This window comes from Microbacterium sp. A84 (genome assembly GCF_051842815.1).
GTDB lineage: Bacteria > Actinomycetota > Actinomycetes > Actinomycetales > Microbacteriaceae > Microbacterium.
Genome location: NZ_JBPXMS010000001.1, coordinates 780,988 through 797,339, shown reverse-complemented (window position 1 = coordinate 797,339; position 16,352 = coordinate 780,988). Strand labels below are relative to the sequence as shown.

At 63.6% G+C, this 16,352-nt stretch carries 17 protein-coding genes; 15 read left to right on the top strand and 2 right to left on the bottom strand.

Features of this window, described 5'->3' with window-relative positions; all coding sequences use genetic code 11:
* The first annotated feature begins 12 nt into the window (after positions 1-12).
* The 5 genes from ACSU04_RS04070 (at position 13) to ACSU04_RS04050 (ending at position 6,109) form a co-directional block, all read left to right on the top strand.
* A complete protein-coding gene (locus ACSU04_RS04070; RefSeq protein ID WP_439278689.1) occupies positions 13-1,317 on the top strand; it encodes a homoserine dehydrogenase in 1,305 nt (434 codons plus the stop codon).
* Complete coding sequence (gene thrB / locus ACSU04_RS04065) at positions 1,317-2,252, top strand: homoserine kinase (protein ID WP_439278550.1); 936 nt, start codon at positions 1,317-1,319, stop codon at positions 2,250-2,252. Before ACSU04_RS04070 ends, thrB begins: the two co-directional genes overlap by 1 nt.
* Before the next feature lie 166 nt (positions 2,253-2,418).
* Positions 2,419-4,569, top strand: coding sequence for a transcription termination factor Rho (rho, locus tag ACSU04_RS04060; protein ID WP_439278549.1), 2,151 nt, complete (start codon positions 2,419-2,421; stop codon positions 4,567-4,569).
* Positions 4,570-4,593: 24 nt separating this feature from the next.
* On the top strand, positions 4,594-5,673 hold the full coding sequence (prfA, locus tag ACSU04_RS04055; protein WP_439278548.1) for a peptide chain release factor 1: 1,080 nt from the start codon (positions 4,594-4,596) through the stop codon (positions 5,671-5,673).
* Between the two features lie 31 nt (positions 5,674-5,704).
* Positions 5,705-6,109, top strand: coding sequence for a hypothetical protein (locus ACSU04_RS04050; protein ID WP_439278547.1), 405 nt, complete (start codon positions 5,705-5,707; stop codon positions 6,107-6,109).
* 44 nt (positions 6,110-6,153) lie between these two features.
* Here the strand turns inward: ACSU04_RS04050 and epsC are convergent, their stop codons facing one another.
* Both epsC and cysK read right to left on the bottom strand, forming a co-directional pair.
* Positions 6,154-6,708 carry a serine O-acetyltransferase EpsC gene (epsC, locus tag ACSU04_RS04045; protein WP_439278546.1) on the bottom strand — a complete coding sequence of 185 codons (555 nt, stop codon included), beginning with the start codon at positions 6,706-6,708 and terminating at the stop codon, positions 6,154-6,156.
* A 16-nt stretch (positions 6,709-6,724) separates the two neighbouring features.
* Positions 6,725-7,663, bottom strand: a complete 939-nt coding sequence (cysK, locus tag ACSU04_RS04040; RefSeq protein WP_439288507.1) for a cysteine synthase A — start codon at positions 7,661-7,663, stop codon at positions 6,725-6,727.
* A gap of 110 nt (positions 7,664-7,773) precedes the next feature.
* On the opposite strand from cysK, the gene prmC reads away from it, so the two are divergent.
* From prmC to ACSU04_RS03990, 10 genes are all read left to right on the top strand, one after another.
* Entirely contained in the window at positions 7,774-8,634 is an 861-nt protein-coding gene (gene prmC, locus ACSU04_RS04035) for a peptide chain release factor N(5)-glutamine methyltransferase (RefSeq protein WP_439288506.1), read from the top strand.
* A gap of 47 nt (positions 8,635-8,681) precedes the next feature.
* Positions 8,682-9,437: an L-threonylcarbamoyladenylate synthase gene (locus ACSU04_RS04030; protein ID WP_439288505.1), complete on the top strand. Its 756-nt coding sequence runs from the start codon at positions 8,682-8,684 to the stop codon at positions 9,435-9,437.
* A complete protein-coding gene (locus tag ACSU04_RS04025; protein ID WP_439278542.1) occupies positions 9,434-10,600 on the top strand; it encodes an MraY family glycosyltransferase in 1,167 nt (388 codons plus the stop codon). The genes ACSU04_RS04030 and ACSU04_RS04025 overlap by 4 nt, the downstream gene beginning before the upstream one ends.
* Positions 10,597-11,142 carry a hypothetical protein gene (locus ACSU04_RS04020; RefSeq protein ID WP_439278541.1) on the top strand — a complete coding sequence of 182 codons (546 nt, stop codon included), beginning with the start codon at positions 10,597-10,599 and terminating at the stop codon, positions 11,140-11,142. The genes ACSU04_RS04025 and ACSU04_RS04020 overlap by 4 nt, the downstream gene beginning before the upstream one ends.
* A gap of 137 nt (positions 11,143-11,279) precedes the next feature.
* The gene (gene atpB / locus ACSU04_RS04015) at positions 11,280-12,080 is read left to right on the top strand and encodes a F0F1 ATP synthase subunit A (protein WP_439278540.1); all 801 of its coding nucleotides are present in this window, start codon (positions 11,280-11,282) and stop codon (positions 12,078-12,080) included.
* A 38-nt stretch (positions 12,081-12,118) separates the two neighbouring features.
* Positions 12,119-12,367, top strand: a complete 249-nt coding sequence (gene atpE / locus ACSU04_RS04010; RefSeq protein WP_439278539.1) for a F0F1 ATP synthase subunit C — start codon at positions 12,119-12,121, stop codon at positions 12,365-12,367.
* Positions 12,368-12,396: 29 nt separating this feature from the next.
* The gene (locus ACSU04_RS04005; RefSeq protein WP_439278538.1) at positions 12,397-12,948 is read left to right on the top strand and encodes a F0F1 ATP synthase subunit B; all 552 of its coding nucleotides are present in this window, start codon (positions 12,397-12,399) and stop codon (positions 12,946-12,948) included.
* Positions 12,948-13,736, top strand: a complete 789-nt coding sequence (locus tag ACSU04_RS04000) for a F0F1 ATP synthase subunit delta (protein ID WP_439278537.1) — start codon at positions 12,948-12,950, stop codon at positions 13,734-13,736. Before ACSU04_RS04005 ends, ACSU04_RS04000 begins: the two co-directional genes overlap by 1 nt.
* 52 nt (positions 13,737-13,788) lie before the next feature.
* Positions 13,789-15,429 (top strand): F0F1 ATP synthase subunit alpha, encoded by a 1,641-nt coding sequence (gene atpA / locus ACSU04_RS03995; protein WP_439278536.1) that lies wholly within the window; start codon positions 13,789-13,791, stop codon positions 15,427-15,429.
* Positions 15,430-15,449: 20 nt separating this feature from the next.
* Positions 15,450-16,352, top strand: a complete 903-nt coding sequence (locus ACSU04_RS03990; protein ID WP_439278535.1) for a F0F1 ATP synthase subunit gamma — start codon at positions 15,450-15,452, stop codon at positions 16,350-16,352.

Genomic DNA, 16,352 nt, shown 5'->3' with positions numbered 1-16,352 from the left:
CAAGGGAGCAATGTGACACAGTACCGACGACTTCGGGTGGCGCTGCTCGGCGCTGGAGCTGTGGGCTCACAGGTCGCTGATCTGTTGCTGCGCCACGGTGACGAACTGGCAGACCGTGCCGGCGCAATTCTCGAGCTCGCAGGCATCGCCGTGCGCGATGTCGATGCGCCGCGCGATGTGGACCTCCCGAAGGAGCTGTTCACGACAGACGCGGAGAGCCTGATCGTCGGCAGCGACATCGTGATCGAACTGATGGGCGGCATCGAGCCGGCCCGCGCGAATCTTCTGCTGGCATTGAGCTCCGGCGCCGACGTCGTCACTGCCAACAAGGCACTGCTCGCCACGCACGGCACCGAGCTGTTCGAAGCAGCCGATCAGGTGGGTGCTTCGGTGCACTACGAGGCCGCTGCAGCGGGAGCCATCCCGATCATCCGTCCGCTGCGCGACTCGCTCGCGGGCGACCGAGTCGTGCGTCTGATGGGCATCGTCAATGGCACCACGAACTACATCCTTGACCGTATGGACACCGAGGGTGCTGACTTCGCCGAGGTGCTCGCCGACGCGCAGCGCCTGGGCTATGCCGAGTCTGACCCGACTGCCGATGTCGAGGGGTATGACGCCGCGCAGAAGGCCGCGATCTTGGCATCCCTCGCTTTCCACACCGCCGTTCCGCTCGACGCGGTGCACCGTGAGGGCATCACTGAGATCACGCCATCCATGATCGAAGAGGCTCGTGCGGCGGGCTTCGTCATCAAGCTGCTCGCGGTGTGCGAACGGGTCGACGTGAACGGTACGGAGTCGATCTCAGTACGCGTGTACCCCGCACTGGTCTCTCGCACGCACCCGTTGGCCTCAGTGCACGGGGCGAACAACGCGGTGTTCGTCGAGGCGGAAGCGGCTGGCTCGCTGATGTTCTACGGCGCTGGCGCCGGTGGGGTGCAAACCGCATCGGCAGTTCTGGGTGACGTCGTCTCGGCAGCGCGCCGGCACATCGCCGGTGGCGTCGGGGTGGGGGAGTCCACCAGGGCTAATCTGCCGACCGTGCCGATCGGGCACGTCATCACTCGCTACCAGATCACACTCGAAGTCTCTGACCAGCCTGGTGTTCTCGCGTCGATCGCGGGCATCCTCAGCGATGGCGGCGTCTCGGTCGCGACTCTTGTGCAGACGATCGAGTCGGAAGATGACCCGTTCGCACGTCTTATCATCGGCACGCACCGCGCGACCGAGCAGGCGTTGAGTGCCGCCGTCGAGCGTCTGTCGTCGAGCGCTGTCGTCGAGCGCGTCGTTTCCGTGCTGCGTGTGGAGGGTGAGTGATGGCCGCTGACGCTCTGCGCGTCGTGCAGGTGCAGGTGCCGGCCACGAGCGCGAATCTCGGCCCTGGCTTCGATACGCTCGGCCTGGCGCTGAGCGTCTACGACGAGCTGACCGTATCAGCGCTGTCGAGTGATCGACTCGAGATTGAGGTCACCGGCTCGGGTGCATCCGAGATTGCCCGTGATGAGTCGAACTTGGTGTTCCGTTCGATCGAGCACGTCTACAAGGACGTCGGTCGTGAGATGCCTGGTCTGCGCATCGATGCCCGCAACGGTGTGCCGCACGGGCGCGGCCTCGGATCTTCCGGCGCAGCCGTAACTGCGGGTGTACTGGCGGCCAAGGGCCTTCTTGAGGGTGACGTCGATTTCACTGACGCCGACCTGCTGCGTCTGGCAACTGAGCTGGAGGGCCACCCAGACAACGTGGCGCCCGCGCTGTTCGGCGGCCTCACGATCGCGTGGACCGGGGAACGCGGCCCGCAGCACAAGAAACTGCTGGTGCACCGCGGTGTCGCACCGCTCGTGTTCGTTCCAGAGCGCACGATGTCGACGACACTGGCTCGTTCACTGCAGCCTCCGCAGGTCTCAAGAGAGGATGCTGTCTTCAACGTGTCGCGTTCCGCGCTGTTGATAGCCGCCCTCACACAGAGCCCAGAGCTCCTGCTCGATGCGACCGCAGATCGTTTGCATCAGGACTACCGCGCCGAAGCCATGCCGGAGACACACCGACTGGTCACGGCGCTGCGCGCGGCCGGATTCGCTGCGGTCGTCTCGGGTGCGGGCCCCAGCGTGCTCGTCCTCGCGGATGGCCCTGGCAATCGCCAGCACGCAGTGGAGCTCGCCGATTCCGTTACTGACACCCCGTGGGACGCCCTCATGCTGGCCGTTGACGTACGTGGTGGTACAGTAAGGGATCGAGCGGAGGGCTACACGTAATTTCGTGAATCTGGCCCCCATCGCAATTCTGCGAGATCCGCACAGAACCCCAGAACCGCTTTCAACGTTCTGGCTGGCAGTCACCAAGTTCCTGCCTGTGCGATTGCGCGCAGCACCCGTTGTGCGCGATACATGCTCATTTCCCGCGACATATAAGGGAGTACTCGTGGAGAATTTCTCCGAGACCCAGAACGACTCGGCAGCAAACGCGGCCGAGGCACCCACTACAGCGGCCGTTGCTGCTCCGCCACGCAAGCGCGCTCCGCGCCGTGCCACAACCGCCACTGCGGCGGCCAAGGCTGAGCAGGCGGCAACTGCAGCACCTGCCGCCGAGGCACCTGCTGCTGCGCCGGCCACTGCCGACGCACCTGCGGCTGACGCACCTGCGGCTGACGCAGCACCGAAGGCGAAGGCACCTCGCCGCAGTCGGGCGAAGAAGGCTGATGTCGCACCCGCGGTGGATGCTGACGCTTCCTCCACCGCGACCGACGGCGCCGCCGCTGACACATCCTCAGCTTCCAAGTCGTCAGCTGCCAAGTCGTCAGCTGCCAAGAAGACCGCATCGGATGCGCCGGCATCGCACAGTGCAGCATCCGACAGCGTTGCCGAGGCACCGGTCGAAGCCGCGCCGAAGACGCCCGCTCGTGGTCGCCGCAAGAAGGCTGACCCCGTCGCCGAAGCCGCACCGGCTGAGGAAAAGTCTGCCGACAACGCGTCGAGCGACACTGCGGCCGCTGCAACGACTGCAGACACTGCATCCACTGCATCCACTGACGGTGCCACGGACGACAAGCCCGCCGATAACGCTCCGACCGCAAGGTCGGGCCGCGGCCGCAGGGGTGCCCAGGGCGCCAAGACTGAGCAGGCGGATTCGTCCGACACGAAGCAGTCTGACGACACGACCTCTGACAAGTCTGATGCCGGTGACAACGGCTCCGACTCGAACGACGGCGATGAGGGTTCCAGCCGTAGCCGTAGCCGCAACCGCAACCGCAACCGTGGACGCGGCCAGAACGGTGGCCAGGACACCCCGCAGAACGCTCCCGCTGACGACGACAACGGCAACGCCCGCGGTCGCCAGCGCAACAAGCGCCGCAGCGGTGGAGCATCCGACGAGTTCGACACCGAGTTCGGCGAGGACGACGTCCTCATTCCGATCGCCGGCATCCTCGACGTGCTCGACAACTACGCATTCGTGCGCACCACGGGTTACCTCGCCGGTGCCAGCGACGTCTACGTCTCGCTCGGTCAGGTGAAGAAGTACAACCTGCGAAAGGGCGACGCGATCGTCGGCGCCATCAAGCAGCCGCGCGAGAACGAGCAGCAAGGCCGCCAGAAGTACAACGCTCTGGTCAAGGTTGATTCGATCAACGGCCTGTCTGTCGAAGACGCGGCCACTCGTGTCGAGTTCGGCGAGCTCACTCCGCTGTACCCGCAGGAACGCCTGCGGCTGGAGACGGCACCCGAGAAGCTGACGCAGCGGATCATCGACCTGGTTGCTCCGATCGGCAAGGGCCAGCGTGGCCTGATCGTCGCGCCGCCCAAGGCCGGCAAGACGATCGTGCTGCAGCAGATCGCCAACGCGATCGCGCAGAACAACCCTGAGGTTCACCTCATGGTCGTGCTTGTAGATGAGCGTCCTGAAGAGGTCACCGACATGGAGCGCACGGTGAAGGGTGAGGTCATCGCCTCCACCTTCGACCGTCCGGCCGAAGATCACGTCACGGTCGCCGAGCTCGCCATCGAGCGCGCAAAGCGTCTCGTGGAGCTTGGCCGCGACGTCGTCGTGCTGCTCGACTCGATCACCCGCCTCGGCCGCGCCTACAACATCGCAACGCCCACCTCAGGCCGCGTGCTCTCCGGTGGCGTGGATGCCGCAGCGCTCTACCCGCCGAAGCGTTTCTTCGGTGCCGCACGCAACATCGAGAACGGTGGATCGCTCACGATTCTTGCCACGGCACTCGTGGAGACCGGCTCCAAGATGGACGACGTCATCTTCGAGGAGTTCAAGGGCACCGGAAACAGCGAACTGCGTCTTTCTCGTCAGCTCGCCGACAAGCGCATCTTCCCGGCCGTCGACATCAACGCGTCGTCTACTCGCCGTGAAGAGATGCTGCTCTCGGCCGATGAGGTCAAGATCACCTGGAAGCTTCGTCGCGCACTTGCGGGCCTTGACCAGCAGCAGGCCCTCGAGGTCGTGCTGGGCAAGCTCAAGGAGACGCAGTCGAACGTCGAGTTCCTCGTGCAGATGCAGAAGTCGATGCCTGCTCCCGTGGCCGGTGGCTCCAGCCACAGCCATGAGAACAACATCCGCTGAGCTGACACTGATCGGAGCATAGGCGTGTTCGAGTCTGTTCAAGCGCTGATCGACGAACACCGCCAGGTTCAGGAGGAACTCTCCGACCCGGCGGTGCACGCCGATGCTGCACGCGCCAAGCGTGTCAACCGTCGCTATGCCGAACTGAGCCGGATCGTTGCCGCCTACGATTCCTGGGCGGCAGCATCCGCCGATCTGGCTGCTGCGCGTGAATTCGCCAAAGAAGATGACGCCTTCGCTGCGGAGGTGCCCGACCTCGAACAGGGCCTGGCGCGCTCCCAGGAGAAGCTGCGTCGCCTCTTGATTCCGCGTGACCCTGATGACGCTCGTGATGTCATCTTGGAGATCAAGGGTGGTGAGGGTGGTGCGGAGAGCGCACTCTTCGCCGGCGATCTGCTGCGGATGTACAGCCAGTACGCGGCTCACAAGGGCTGGAAGACGGAACTGCTGGAGCAAAACGAGTCTGACCTCGGTGGCTACAAAGATGTTCAGATCGCGATCAAGGGGTCATCTTCGGATCCCGCGCAGGGCGTTTGGGCACATTTGAAGTACGAGGGCGGCGTGCACAGAGTGCAGCGCGTGCCAGCGACAGAGTCGCAGGGGCGCATCCACACCTCGACGACCGGTGTGCTGGTCTTTCCTGAGGTTGATGAGCCTGAAGAGGTCTTGATCAGTCAGAACGATTTGAAGATTGACGTGTTCCGCTCGTCTGGCCCTGGTGGCCAGTCGGTCAACACGACTGACTCCGCGGTGCGCATCACGCATCTGCCGACCGGCATCGTCGTGTCTATGCAGAATGAGAAATCGCAACTGCAAAACCGCGAGGCCGGAATGCGCGTGCTTCGTGCACGCATCCTCGCGAAACGGCAGGAAGAGCTGGATGCCGCGGCATCCGACGCCCGTAAATCGCAGATTCGAGGCATGGACCGCTCCGAACGCATTCGCACGTACAACTTTCCGGAGAACCGGATTGCGGATCACCGCACCGGGTTCAAGGCATACAACCTCGACCAGGTGATGGACGGCGCACTCGACCCGATCATCGAGAGTGCGATCCAGGCGGACGAAGAAGCACGTCTCGCCGCAATCGGCTCCGTTTCCTGACGACGTAGGCGTGCAGCGCTAGGCTCAGGACGTGATCACACTCCTGTTCCGCTCCCTCACCTATCTCGTCTCTGCGGCGATCGGGCTCATCGTCGCCGATCTCGTGCTGGAAGGCTTCCAGATCGAGTGGGATAAGTGGTGGGGATTCGTCATCTGCATCGCTATCTTCGCGGTCCTGCAGAGCGTCCTCAGCCCGTGGATCGCAAAGCTCGCTGACCGTTACGCGCCCGTGTTGATGGGCGGAATCGGCATCTTCTCCACGCTGGTCGCCCTGATTGTCGTCGTGCTGCTGCCCATCGGCGGACTGCGTATCAGCGGCATCGCCGCATGGATCCTCGGCGCGGTCATCGTCTGGATGATCACAGCGTTGGGATCGATTCTGCTGCCGCTGATCTTCCTCAAGCGCAAGGTGTCCGAGCGTCGCAGCAAGCGCTGACCGGCTCAGGACGCACCACGGGCTGAGCCGCGCGGCGCTAGAGGTCAGATCGAGTAGTCGGCGGCGATGCGCAGTGCACTGAAATCGTCGTGGCCGCTGCGTCGATGTGCGCGGGCCGGTACGCCGACCAGGATGCTGTCTTCCGGTGCATCCTTCGTGACGACGGCGTTCGCTCCGACCACGGTGTTCCGACCGACCAGGATGGGCCCCAGCAGCTTTGCACCGGAGCCCACCACGACGCCGTTCGCCAGGGTCGGATGCCGTTTCCCAGTCGCATCCTGCGTTCGGCCGCCGAGCGTGACGCCGTGGTACAGCATGACGTCGTCGCCGATCTCTGCCGTCTCGCCGATGACGATGCCCATACCGTGGTCGATGAAGAACCGTCTGCCGATCTTGGCGCCCGGGTGTATCTCGACGCCGGTGAGCCAGCGAGCGAACTGCGAATTGGCGCGCGCAAGGAAACGCAGCTTACGACGCCACAGGCCGTGCGAAACGCGATGCGCCCAGATGGCATGCAACCCGGGATACAGCAGCCCGATCTCGAGCCCGGTGCGCGCTGCGGGGTCACGAAGGCGGGCGGAGGCAATATCCTCGCGCATTCGGCCGATCATGCGCTCAACCCTCGCGCAGGTCCTCGAACAGTGCGGTGGAGATGTAGCGCTCACCCGTGTCAGGCATGATCACGACAATCGTCTTGCCTGCGTTCTCGGGGCGTGCGGCGACCTGCAGCGCAGCGGAGAGTGCAGCGCCGGACGACATGCCGACCAGCAGACCTTCCTTCGACGCGAGTTCACGAGCCAGGCGCAGTGATTCGTCGAACTCGACTGCGATCACCTCATCGAGAACTTCACGGTCGAGCACTGCGGGCACGAAGTTCGGGCCGATGCCCTGAATCTTGTGCGGGCCGGGGTGTCCTTCGGTGAGGACGGGGGAGTCCTTGGGCTCAACGGCGATGACCTGCACATCGGGCTTCGCTGCTTTGAGCGCCTGACCGGTGCCGGTCACGGTGCCGCCGGTGCCAACGCCGGCGATGAAGATGTCGATGTTGCCTTCGGTATCCCGCAAGATCTCCTGCGCCGTGGTGTCACGGTGGATCTGCGGATTTGCCGCGTTCTCGAACTGCTTGATCCAGACAGCGCCGGGCGTCTCGGCAACTATCTTCTTGGTCTCTTCGATGGCGCCACTCATCCCCGTAGTCGGGTCGGTGAGCACGACCTCCGCACCGTATGCCTTGAGCAGCACGCGCCGCTCCTTCGACATGGATGCCGGCATCGTCAGAATGACCTTGTAACCGCGGGCGGCGCCGACCATCGCTAGTGCGATGCCCGTGTTTCCACTGGTGGACTCGACGATCGTCCCACCCGGCTTCAGCTCGCCAGAGGCTTCGGCTGCGTTGATCATGGCGATGCCGATGCGATCCTTGACGCTGCCAGCCGGGTTGTATGACTCCAGCTTGGCCAGAATCGTCACATCAAGGCCCTCCGTCACATGGTTCAGGCGAACCAGCGGCGTGTTGCCGAAAGCGGTGGTGATGTCGGAATGGATGCCGGTCATGGGCCAGGTCCTTCGTTCGGGGAACGGTGCGTGACAAAGCCTATGCGAGTACATACGGGCATGGGGCATTGTGACGCAGGAGAGTCACGCTCACACCGTACGCTGGAGGGATGCCTGAACAGACCCTCGCCGCCGTTGTGCGCTCTGCCGCAGAGTGGCTGGCGGCCGCCGGTGTGACCGATCCACTTGTCGATGCGGAATTGCTTGTGGGCCACCTGCGGGGTCTGCGCCGCGGCGAAGTGCAGGCTGCCATCGTGCGCGGCGACACTCTTGACGAGCAGGAGGCTGAGACATTCGAGGCACTGGTCGTCAGGCGCGCTGCGCGCGAGCCATTGCAGCATCTCACCGGTGTGGCGCCATTCCGCTACCTTGAACTGGCTGTCGGCCCCGGCGTCTTCGTACCGCGGCCGGAGACGGAGATCGTCGCGCAGTTCGCGATCGATGCGCTGTTGAACGCTCCCGATCCGGAGCCGATCGGAGTTGACCTGTGCACCGGAAGTGGAGCGATTGCGTTGGCGATGGCGAGCGAGGTTCCGCATTCGCGCGTCTTCGCCGTCGAACTCTCGCCTGATGCGCATGCATGGGCCGCGCGCAACACCGCCGATGCCGAGAATCTCACTCTCGTGCACGGTGATCTCGCCGACACGCTCGACGAGATCGACGGGACGGTAGCCGTCGTGATTTCGAACCCTCCCTATGTTCCAGATGAAGCGATCCCGCGTGATCCCGAGGTGCGGCTGTTTGACCCGGCCATGGCACTGTACGGCGGGCCGGACGGCCTGGATATCGTGCGTGTGCTTAGCACCAGAGCCTTGCGGCTGCTGCGCCCTGGCGGGCTTCTGGTCATCGAGCATGGTGAGTTGCAGGGGGAGGAGATTCGTACCCTGCTCGCCACGGACGGCTGGCGTGCGCCGACCACTCATCTCGATCTCACCCGTCGAGATCGCGCGACGACGGCGCTGCGCCCATGATGGCGTAGCCATGCCGCGTTCGCCGGTGCACGTAGACTGTGGAGGTCATGTCCTCTGTCTTCGATTGCCGCGATGAGGCACAGCTGCTTGCCGGAATGCGCCACGCTCGTCAGGCGATTGCCCGCGGTGAGCTCATCGTCCTGCCCACAGATACCGTCTACGGTGTCGCCGCCGATGCGTTCGCGCCGGCGGCCGTCAGGCGACTGCTCGAGGTTAAGGGGCGTGGACGCAGTCAGCCGCCGCCCGTGCTGGTCGCGAACCAGTCAGCGTTGGCGGCTCTCGTGCAGTCGATTCCCGAGCCGGTGCAGCGTCTGGTAGACGAGTTCTGGCCCGGCGGGCTGACCATTGTTCTTCCTGCGCAGCCCTCGCTGTCGTGGGACCTCGGTGACACGCTCGGCACGGTCGCCGTGCGCATGCCGGATCTGCGTCTTGCGCTGGAATTGCTTGAAGAGACCGGCCCACTGGCCGTTTCCAGCGCGAATCTCACGGGCAAAGCAGCAGCGGTGTCCGCTGCGGATGCCCAGCGGATGCTGAAGGACGGTGTCTCGGTGTACCTCGACGCAGGATTCAGCGAGACCGGTATCGCCTCGACGATCATCGATGCGACCTCTCTTGTTCGTCGTGGCCCGGATGACCCCACCGAACCGCGTGTGCGCATACTGCGTGAGGGAGCGATCTCCCGGCAACAGTTGGAAAGCATCATCGGTGATCTGCTGGAGCCCGCTCCTGAGCTGGCACCTGAGCCCGAGCGCGGGGGCGAATCTTTGGCTGAGCCGGATCCGTCGTCGGATGGCACGGCGTGAAGCAGTACCTCTTCACGATCATCCTCACCGCGACCGTCACGCTCGTGATGTCGTGGGTGGTCTGGCAACTCAGTCTTCGCTTCAAGCTCTATCCCGGCATCCGCGAACGCGATGTGCACACGACCCCGACGCCGAGACTCGGCGGGGTGGCGATGCTGCTCGGAATCGCAGCCGCCATCGGAGTTTCATCGGCGAATCCGTTCTTCAGCATCATGTGGGTGCCGCCGCAGACGATGTGGGCGGTGCTGGGAGCAGCGGTGCTCATCGCCGTCGTCGGTGTGATCGACGATCTGTGGGATCTCGACTGGATGATCAAGCTGGGAGCACAGTTCCTTGCTGCCGGCATCATCACTGTGGTCGGAGGCCTGCAGATCCTCGCGCTGCCGTTGGGCGACATGATCATCTTCTCGAGCTGGCTGAGCATCGCAGTCACGATGTTCGCGATCGTGATCGTCATGAACGCCGTCAACTTCATCGACGGTCTCGACGGCCTCGTCGCGGGCGTCTGCCTGATCGCGAACGGCGTGTTCTTCGCCTACTCGTACATCCTCACGCGCGACACCGGCGCCAGCAGCTACTTCAACCTGGCGACATTCCTCGCTGCGGTGGTGATCGGTGCCTGCATCGGATTCCTGCCGTTGAACTGGAGCCCGGCGAAACTGTTCATGGGCGACTCGGGTGCCCTCGTCCTGGGGCTGCTGATGGCCACCTCTGCGATCGTGCTGACGGGCCAGATGTCTTCCAGCGCGATGAACCCTGAGGAGTTCGGTCGTTCGCAGTTGCTGGGGGCGTTCATTCCGATCCTGCTCCCACTCGTGGTCGTCATGCTGCCGTTGCTCGACTTCGGGCTTGCGGTGTTCCGTCGCATGCGGGCGGGGAAATCACCGTTCTCCCCGGACCGCAAGCATCTGCATCATCGGATGCTCGACCTCGGGCATCGCGACCGGGATGCCGTCCTGATCTTCTATGCCTGGACAGCAGTGATCTCACTCGCGGTTCTGCTGATGTACGTGGGCACGAGCGAGGACTGGCCGGGGCAGTATCTGCCCGGCGTTGCCTTCGGAGTGATCGGAATCGCCGCCTGCCTCGTTGTCACCCTTCTTCCCACCCACAGAGCGCCCAGCGCGCCCACCGAGCCGACACCCTCCTTGGAGACCCGATGAGCGACACACCCGAACATAAGACCCCCGCGATCACCCCAATGCTGCGGAAGGTGCTGATCTGGACGGGGATAGCAGCCATCGTGCTGATCATCCTCGGCGGTGGCATCGGATTCCTCACCGTCGGCACAGACGGCCTGTGGAGCGGACTGACTGGTGTCGGTCTTGCCATCTTCTTCCTCGCACTCACCCCGCTGAGCGTGCTGATCGCCAACCGCTGGTACGGCAAGGAGATGTTCGCCACGGTGTTCTTCGGCATCGTGATGGGCGGCTGGCTGCTCAAGCTCGTGCTGTTCATCGTCGCGATCGTCATTCTGCGCGACCAGACGTGGGTTGTCCCGCTGATCATCTTCCTCTCGCTCATGGCGGGGGTCCTGGTCAGCCTTGCGATCGATGTGTTCGCCTTCACGACGATGCGGATGTCCTACGCATCAGACGTTTCTCTTCCGGAAACCAATCCCGAAGAGCCGGAAATCAGCTCTGATAAGCCCGAAACTGGCGCTGAGAAGCTGGAAATTCGCCCCGAGGACCACAACGATTCGTGAGCCTGGGAAAATCTTGATAGTCTAAATCTGAGTTCGCTGGGCAAGCTTTCGCGTCGTGTGAAATGCTCTGATTCAGCTAGAACTCCTCACCCAAACGTCGCCTCGATCTTGATCGGCGCCCCGAAGCTGGAGCAACGTTGACTCACGCCACGAGCCTCCTCGTCCGATTCGCAACGGATGAATTCCACCCACCGTCGATCTCAGAGTTCTTCCCGGAGATCCTCTTCAGTATCGGCCCGCTCTCGGTGCATCGCATTCACCTGGTGCAGTTCCTCGCCACCCTTGCCGTCGTCCTGATCCTCTGGCTCGGCACGCGCAAGCTCAAGTTGGTCCCCGGCCGCGGCCAGGGCGTCATCGAGATGCTCTTCGACCTCGTGCGCGTCAACATCGCTCACGACATGATTGGCAAGAAAGACGGCGACCGTTTCCTGCCGTTGCTGACCACGATCTTCTTCATGGTCCTGTTCTTCAACATCACAGGTGTCATCCCGTTCTTGAACATCGCGGGAACGAGCATCATTGCGGTGCCGTTGTTGTTGGCCGTCATCTCATACTTCACCTTCATTTACGCAGGTGTGCGCAAGAGCCCGTTGGGCTTCATCCGCAACTCGCTCTTCCCCCCTGGGGTTCCGCCGGCTCTGTACATCATCGTCGCGCCGCTGGAGTTCATCTCGACCTTCATCGTTCGACCGGTCACGCTCACGCTGCGACTGCTGATGAACATGATGGTCGGCCACCTGATGCTGGTGCTGTTCTTCGCGGCGACCCAGTTCTTCATCTTCTCGATGGGCGGCTTCTGGACGGTACTGGGTGCGGGCACGCTCGCATTCGGCTTCGCGTTCACGGCCTTCGAGATCCTGGTGGCTTTCCTCCAGGCATACGTCTTCACTATCCTCACCGCGGTCTACATTCAGCTCGCAGTCGCGGACGAACACTAATCGGGGCGCTTCGGCCCCCTCAATGAAAGGAAGAATCCGTGGATTCTGTTTCTGTTCTCGCCCAGATCAACATTGACATCACCGGCTCGATCGCCAACATCGGCTACGGTCTCGCGGCCATCGGTCCGGCCATCGGTGTGGGTATCGTCGTCGGTAAGACGATCGAGGGCGTCGCACGCCAGCCTGAGCTGTCCGGCAAGCTCCAGGGCACCATGTGGATCGGTATCGCCTTCACCGAGGCGCTTGCGTTCGTCGGTATCGGCGTGGCGTTCCTCTTCGGCTACTGATCCGTTCCCACCACACGTAAGGAGACAGGATGCTGAACGCTCTTGTCACGCTCGCAGCCGAAGAAGCGGAGCACAACCCGCTTCTTCCGGCGATGTACGACATCGTCTGGTCCGCGGTTTGCTTCGTCATCATCCTGGTCGTGGCCTGGAAGGTCGCGCTTCCGAACGTGGCGAAGATGCTCGACGAGCGGTCCGCCGCGATCGAGGGCAACATCGCCAAGGCTGATGAAGCTCAGAAGCAGGCGGAAGTGGCTCTCGAGGAGTACACCCGTCAGCTCGCTGAGGCGCGCACCGAGGCCGGTGAGATCCGTGAGGCTGCCCGTGAGGACGGCAAGAAGATCGTCGCCGAGGCGAAGGATGCTGCGACCACTGAGGCCGCACGTGTCACCGTCGCAGCTCAGGCTCAGATCGAAGCAGAGCGCCAGACGACGCTCGTCGCGCTTCGCTCTGAGGTGGGCACGCTCGCCATCGACCTCGCCGGTGGCGTGGTTGGCGAGACGCTCTCGGACGACGCCCGTGCGACCGCTGTTGTCGACCGCTTCCTCGCCGACCTTGAGGCAGCAGAAAAGGCGGCCAAGTAATGGGCAGCGCGACCACTCAAGCACTCGCGGCTTCGACGGCGGCCCTCGCTCAGGCGAAGGGCGTCACCCTCGACACGGCCGGTGAGCTCTTCACCGTGGCGCGTCTGGTGGGCGAATCCGGACAGCTGAGCGGCGCGCTTGCCGACCCGGCTGCTCCCGCAGGTCTGCGGGAGCAGGTCGTGACCTCGGTATTCAGTGGCACGTCGGATGTCACGCGCCAACTGGTCACTGCTGCCGTCAGTCAGCGGTGGTCCGATGCCGACGGCCTTATCGCCGGCATCGAGGAACTCGCGATCCGCGCTGCGGCTATCGCTGAGCCCAAGGCAGATATCGAGGGGGAGCTTTTCTCCTTCCTTCGCATCATCGCCGCCAATGCAGAACTCGAGCTTGCGCTCGGCGGACGCCTGGGCGATAACACCGCGAAGGGCGGCCTCGTCGAGACGCTGCTCGGTGGCAAGGTAAGTGCTCCGACCACGCTGATCGTCTCGTCGCTGGTGCGCCAGCCGCGTGGCCGCCGGGTGCGTCAGCTCCTGAACCGAGCGATGAAGATCGTCTCGGCACAGGGTGGGCGCATCGTTGCCACTGTGCACACCGCATCACCGCTGTCAGCTGCTCAGCGCACTCGCCTCGGCGAGTCGCTGGCGAAGCGCTACGACGGCCAGATCTCGATCAACGAGGTCATCGACCCCACTGTCGTGGGCGGACTGCGAGTGCAGGTCGCCGACGACGTCATCGACGGCAGCATCTCCGCGCGGCTCGCCGAACTTCGACAGAAGCTCGCGGGCTAATACGATTTCGCGCGGGGAACCGCGCAGACTCTCTCAATACAAAGGGAAGACAATGGCAGAACTATCGATCAGCCCCGACGTCATCCGCGACGCGCTGAAGGACTTCGCCGCTGCGTACGAGCCCACAGGCGCCGCAGCGACCGAGGTCGGCACAGTCGTGGATGCCGCTGATGGCATCGCCCACATCGAGGGCCTGCCCGGCGTCATGGCGAACGAGCTCCTGACGTTCGCCAACGGCACGCAGGGCCTCGCACTGAACCTTGACGAGCACCAGATCGGTACCGTGGTGCTCGGTGACTTCTCCGGCATCCAGGCGGGCCAGGAAGTTCGCCGTACCGGCGAAGTGCTCTCCGTTCCCGTCGGTGACGGTTACCTGGGCCGCGTCGTCGACGCGCTCGGAAACCCGATCGACGGTCTCGGTGCGATCGCTTCGGAAGGTCGTCGCGAGCTCGAGCTGCAGGCACCTGGTGTCATGCAGCGTAAGAGCGTGCACGAGCCGATGCAGACTGGCATCAAGGCGATCGACGCGATGATCCCCGTCGGCCGTGGCCAGCGCCAGCTGATCATCGGTGACCGCCAGACCGGCAAGACGGCCATCGCGATCGACACGATCATCAACCAGAAGGACAACTGGGCCTCCGGCGACACGAACAAGCAGGTTCGCTGCATCTACGTCGCCATCGGCCAGAAGGGCTCCACGATCGCTTCCGTCAAGGGTGCGCTCGAGGACGCCGGTGCGCTGGAGTACACGACGATCGTCGCTGCTCCCGCATCCGACGCTGCCGGCTTCAAGTACATCGCTCCCTACACGGGTTCTGCGATCGGTCAGCACTGGATGTACGCGGGCAAGCATGTCCTCATCATCTTCGATGACCTGTCGAAGCAGGCCGAGGCTTACCGCGCCGTTTCGCTGCTTCTTCGTCGTCCGCCGGGCCGCGAGGCATACCCGGGTGACGTCTTCTACCTGCACTCTCGTCTGCTCGAGCGTTGCGCGAAGCTGTCCGACGAGCTCGGTGCCGGTTCGATGACGGGTCTGCCCATCATCGAGACCAAGGCCAACGACGTCTCTGCGTACATCCCGACCAACGTGATCTCGATCACCGATGGCCAGATCTTCCTGCAGTCCGACCTCTTCAACGCCAACCAGCGTCCAGCGGTCGATGTGGGCATCTCGGTCTCGCGAGTCGGTGGTGACGCTCAGGTCAAGAGCATCAAGAAGGTCTCCGGAACGCTGAAGATCGAGCTTGCGCAGTACCGCTCGCTTGAGGCCTTCGCGATGTTCGCGAGCGACCTTGACGCGACTTCGCGTCGTCAGCTCGACCGTGGCGCGCGTTTGACCGAGCTGCTCAAGCAGCCGCAGTACTCGCCGTACCCGGTTGAAGACCAGGTCGTGTCGATCTGGGCCGGCACCAACGGAAAGCTCGACAAGATCGAGGTCTCCGATGTGCTGCGCTTTGAGCGCGAGCTTCTCGACCACCTGCGTCGCAACACCAAGGTGCTCGACACCCTGCGTGAGACGAACGTTCTCTCTGACGACACCGTTGCCGAGCTCAACAAGCAGGTGGACGCGTTCATCCTTGAGTTCCAGGGCGGCAACGGCAAGTCCATCGGTGCCGTTGGCAACGAGGCGCACGCTGCGGCTGAGGCGGAAGACGTCAACCAGGAGAAGATCGTCAAGGGTCGTCGCGCGTAATCGCGTGAGGAACGGAAAACATGGGCGCTCAACTCAAGGTCTATAAGCAGAAGATTTCTTCTGCTCAGACGACCAAGAAGATCACGAAGGCGATGGAACTCATCGCGGCTTCGCGTATTCAGAAGGCGATGGCGCGTGTTCGCGCGTCGTCGCCCTTCGCGCGCGCCGTGACTCAGGCCGTCTCTGCCGTCGCGACATATTCCAATGTCGACCACCCGCTCACCCGTGAGCCAGAGACGATCACGCGCTCCGCCGTCGTGGTCTTCTCCTCGGACCGCGGCCTTGCCGGTGCCTTCAACTCGCAGATTCTTCGCGAGGCGATGGAACTGGGTGAGCTCATCCGCTCACAGGGCAGCGAGCCGGTGTACTTCCTCGTCGGACGCAAGGCCGTCGGGTACTTCCAGTTCCGTGGCATCAAGGCTGCGGCCGAATGGACGGGCGACACCGATACTCCGCAGTTCAAGACTGCGGAGGAGATCTCGGCGTCACTGCTCGAGGCGTTCAACCGTGGCGGCGACGATGGCGGTGTGGATGAACTCCACCTCGTCTACAACCGCTTCGTCAGCATGATGACGCAGACGCCCGAGACTGTGCGCCTGCTTCCGTTGGAGATCGTGGAGAACGAAGCTGCGGTCGAACCGAGTGGAGCGGTGTACCCGCTCTACGAGTTCGAACCGGATGCCGAGACCGTGCTTGACGCGATCCTGCCGGTGTACATCCAGAGCAGGGTCTTCAACGCCCTGTTGCAGTCGTCGGCCGCCAAGCAGGCCGCGACGCAGAAGGCGATGAAGTCGGCCAGCGACAACGCTGACAAGCTCATCACCGACTACACCCGTCTGCGCAACAACGCGCGTCAGGCGGAGATCACGCAGCAGATCGCTGAGATCGTCGGCGGTGCCGACGCCCTCTCCTCGAGCAAATAG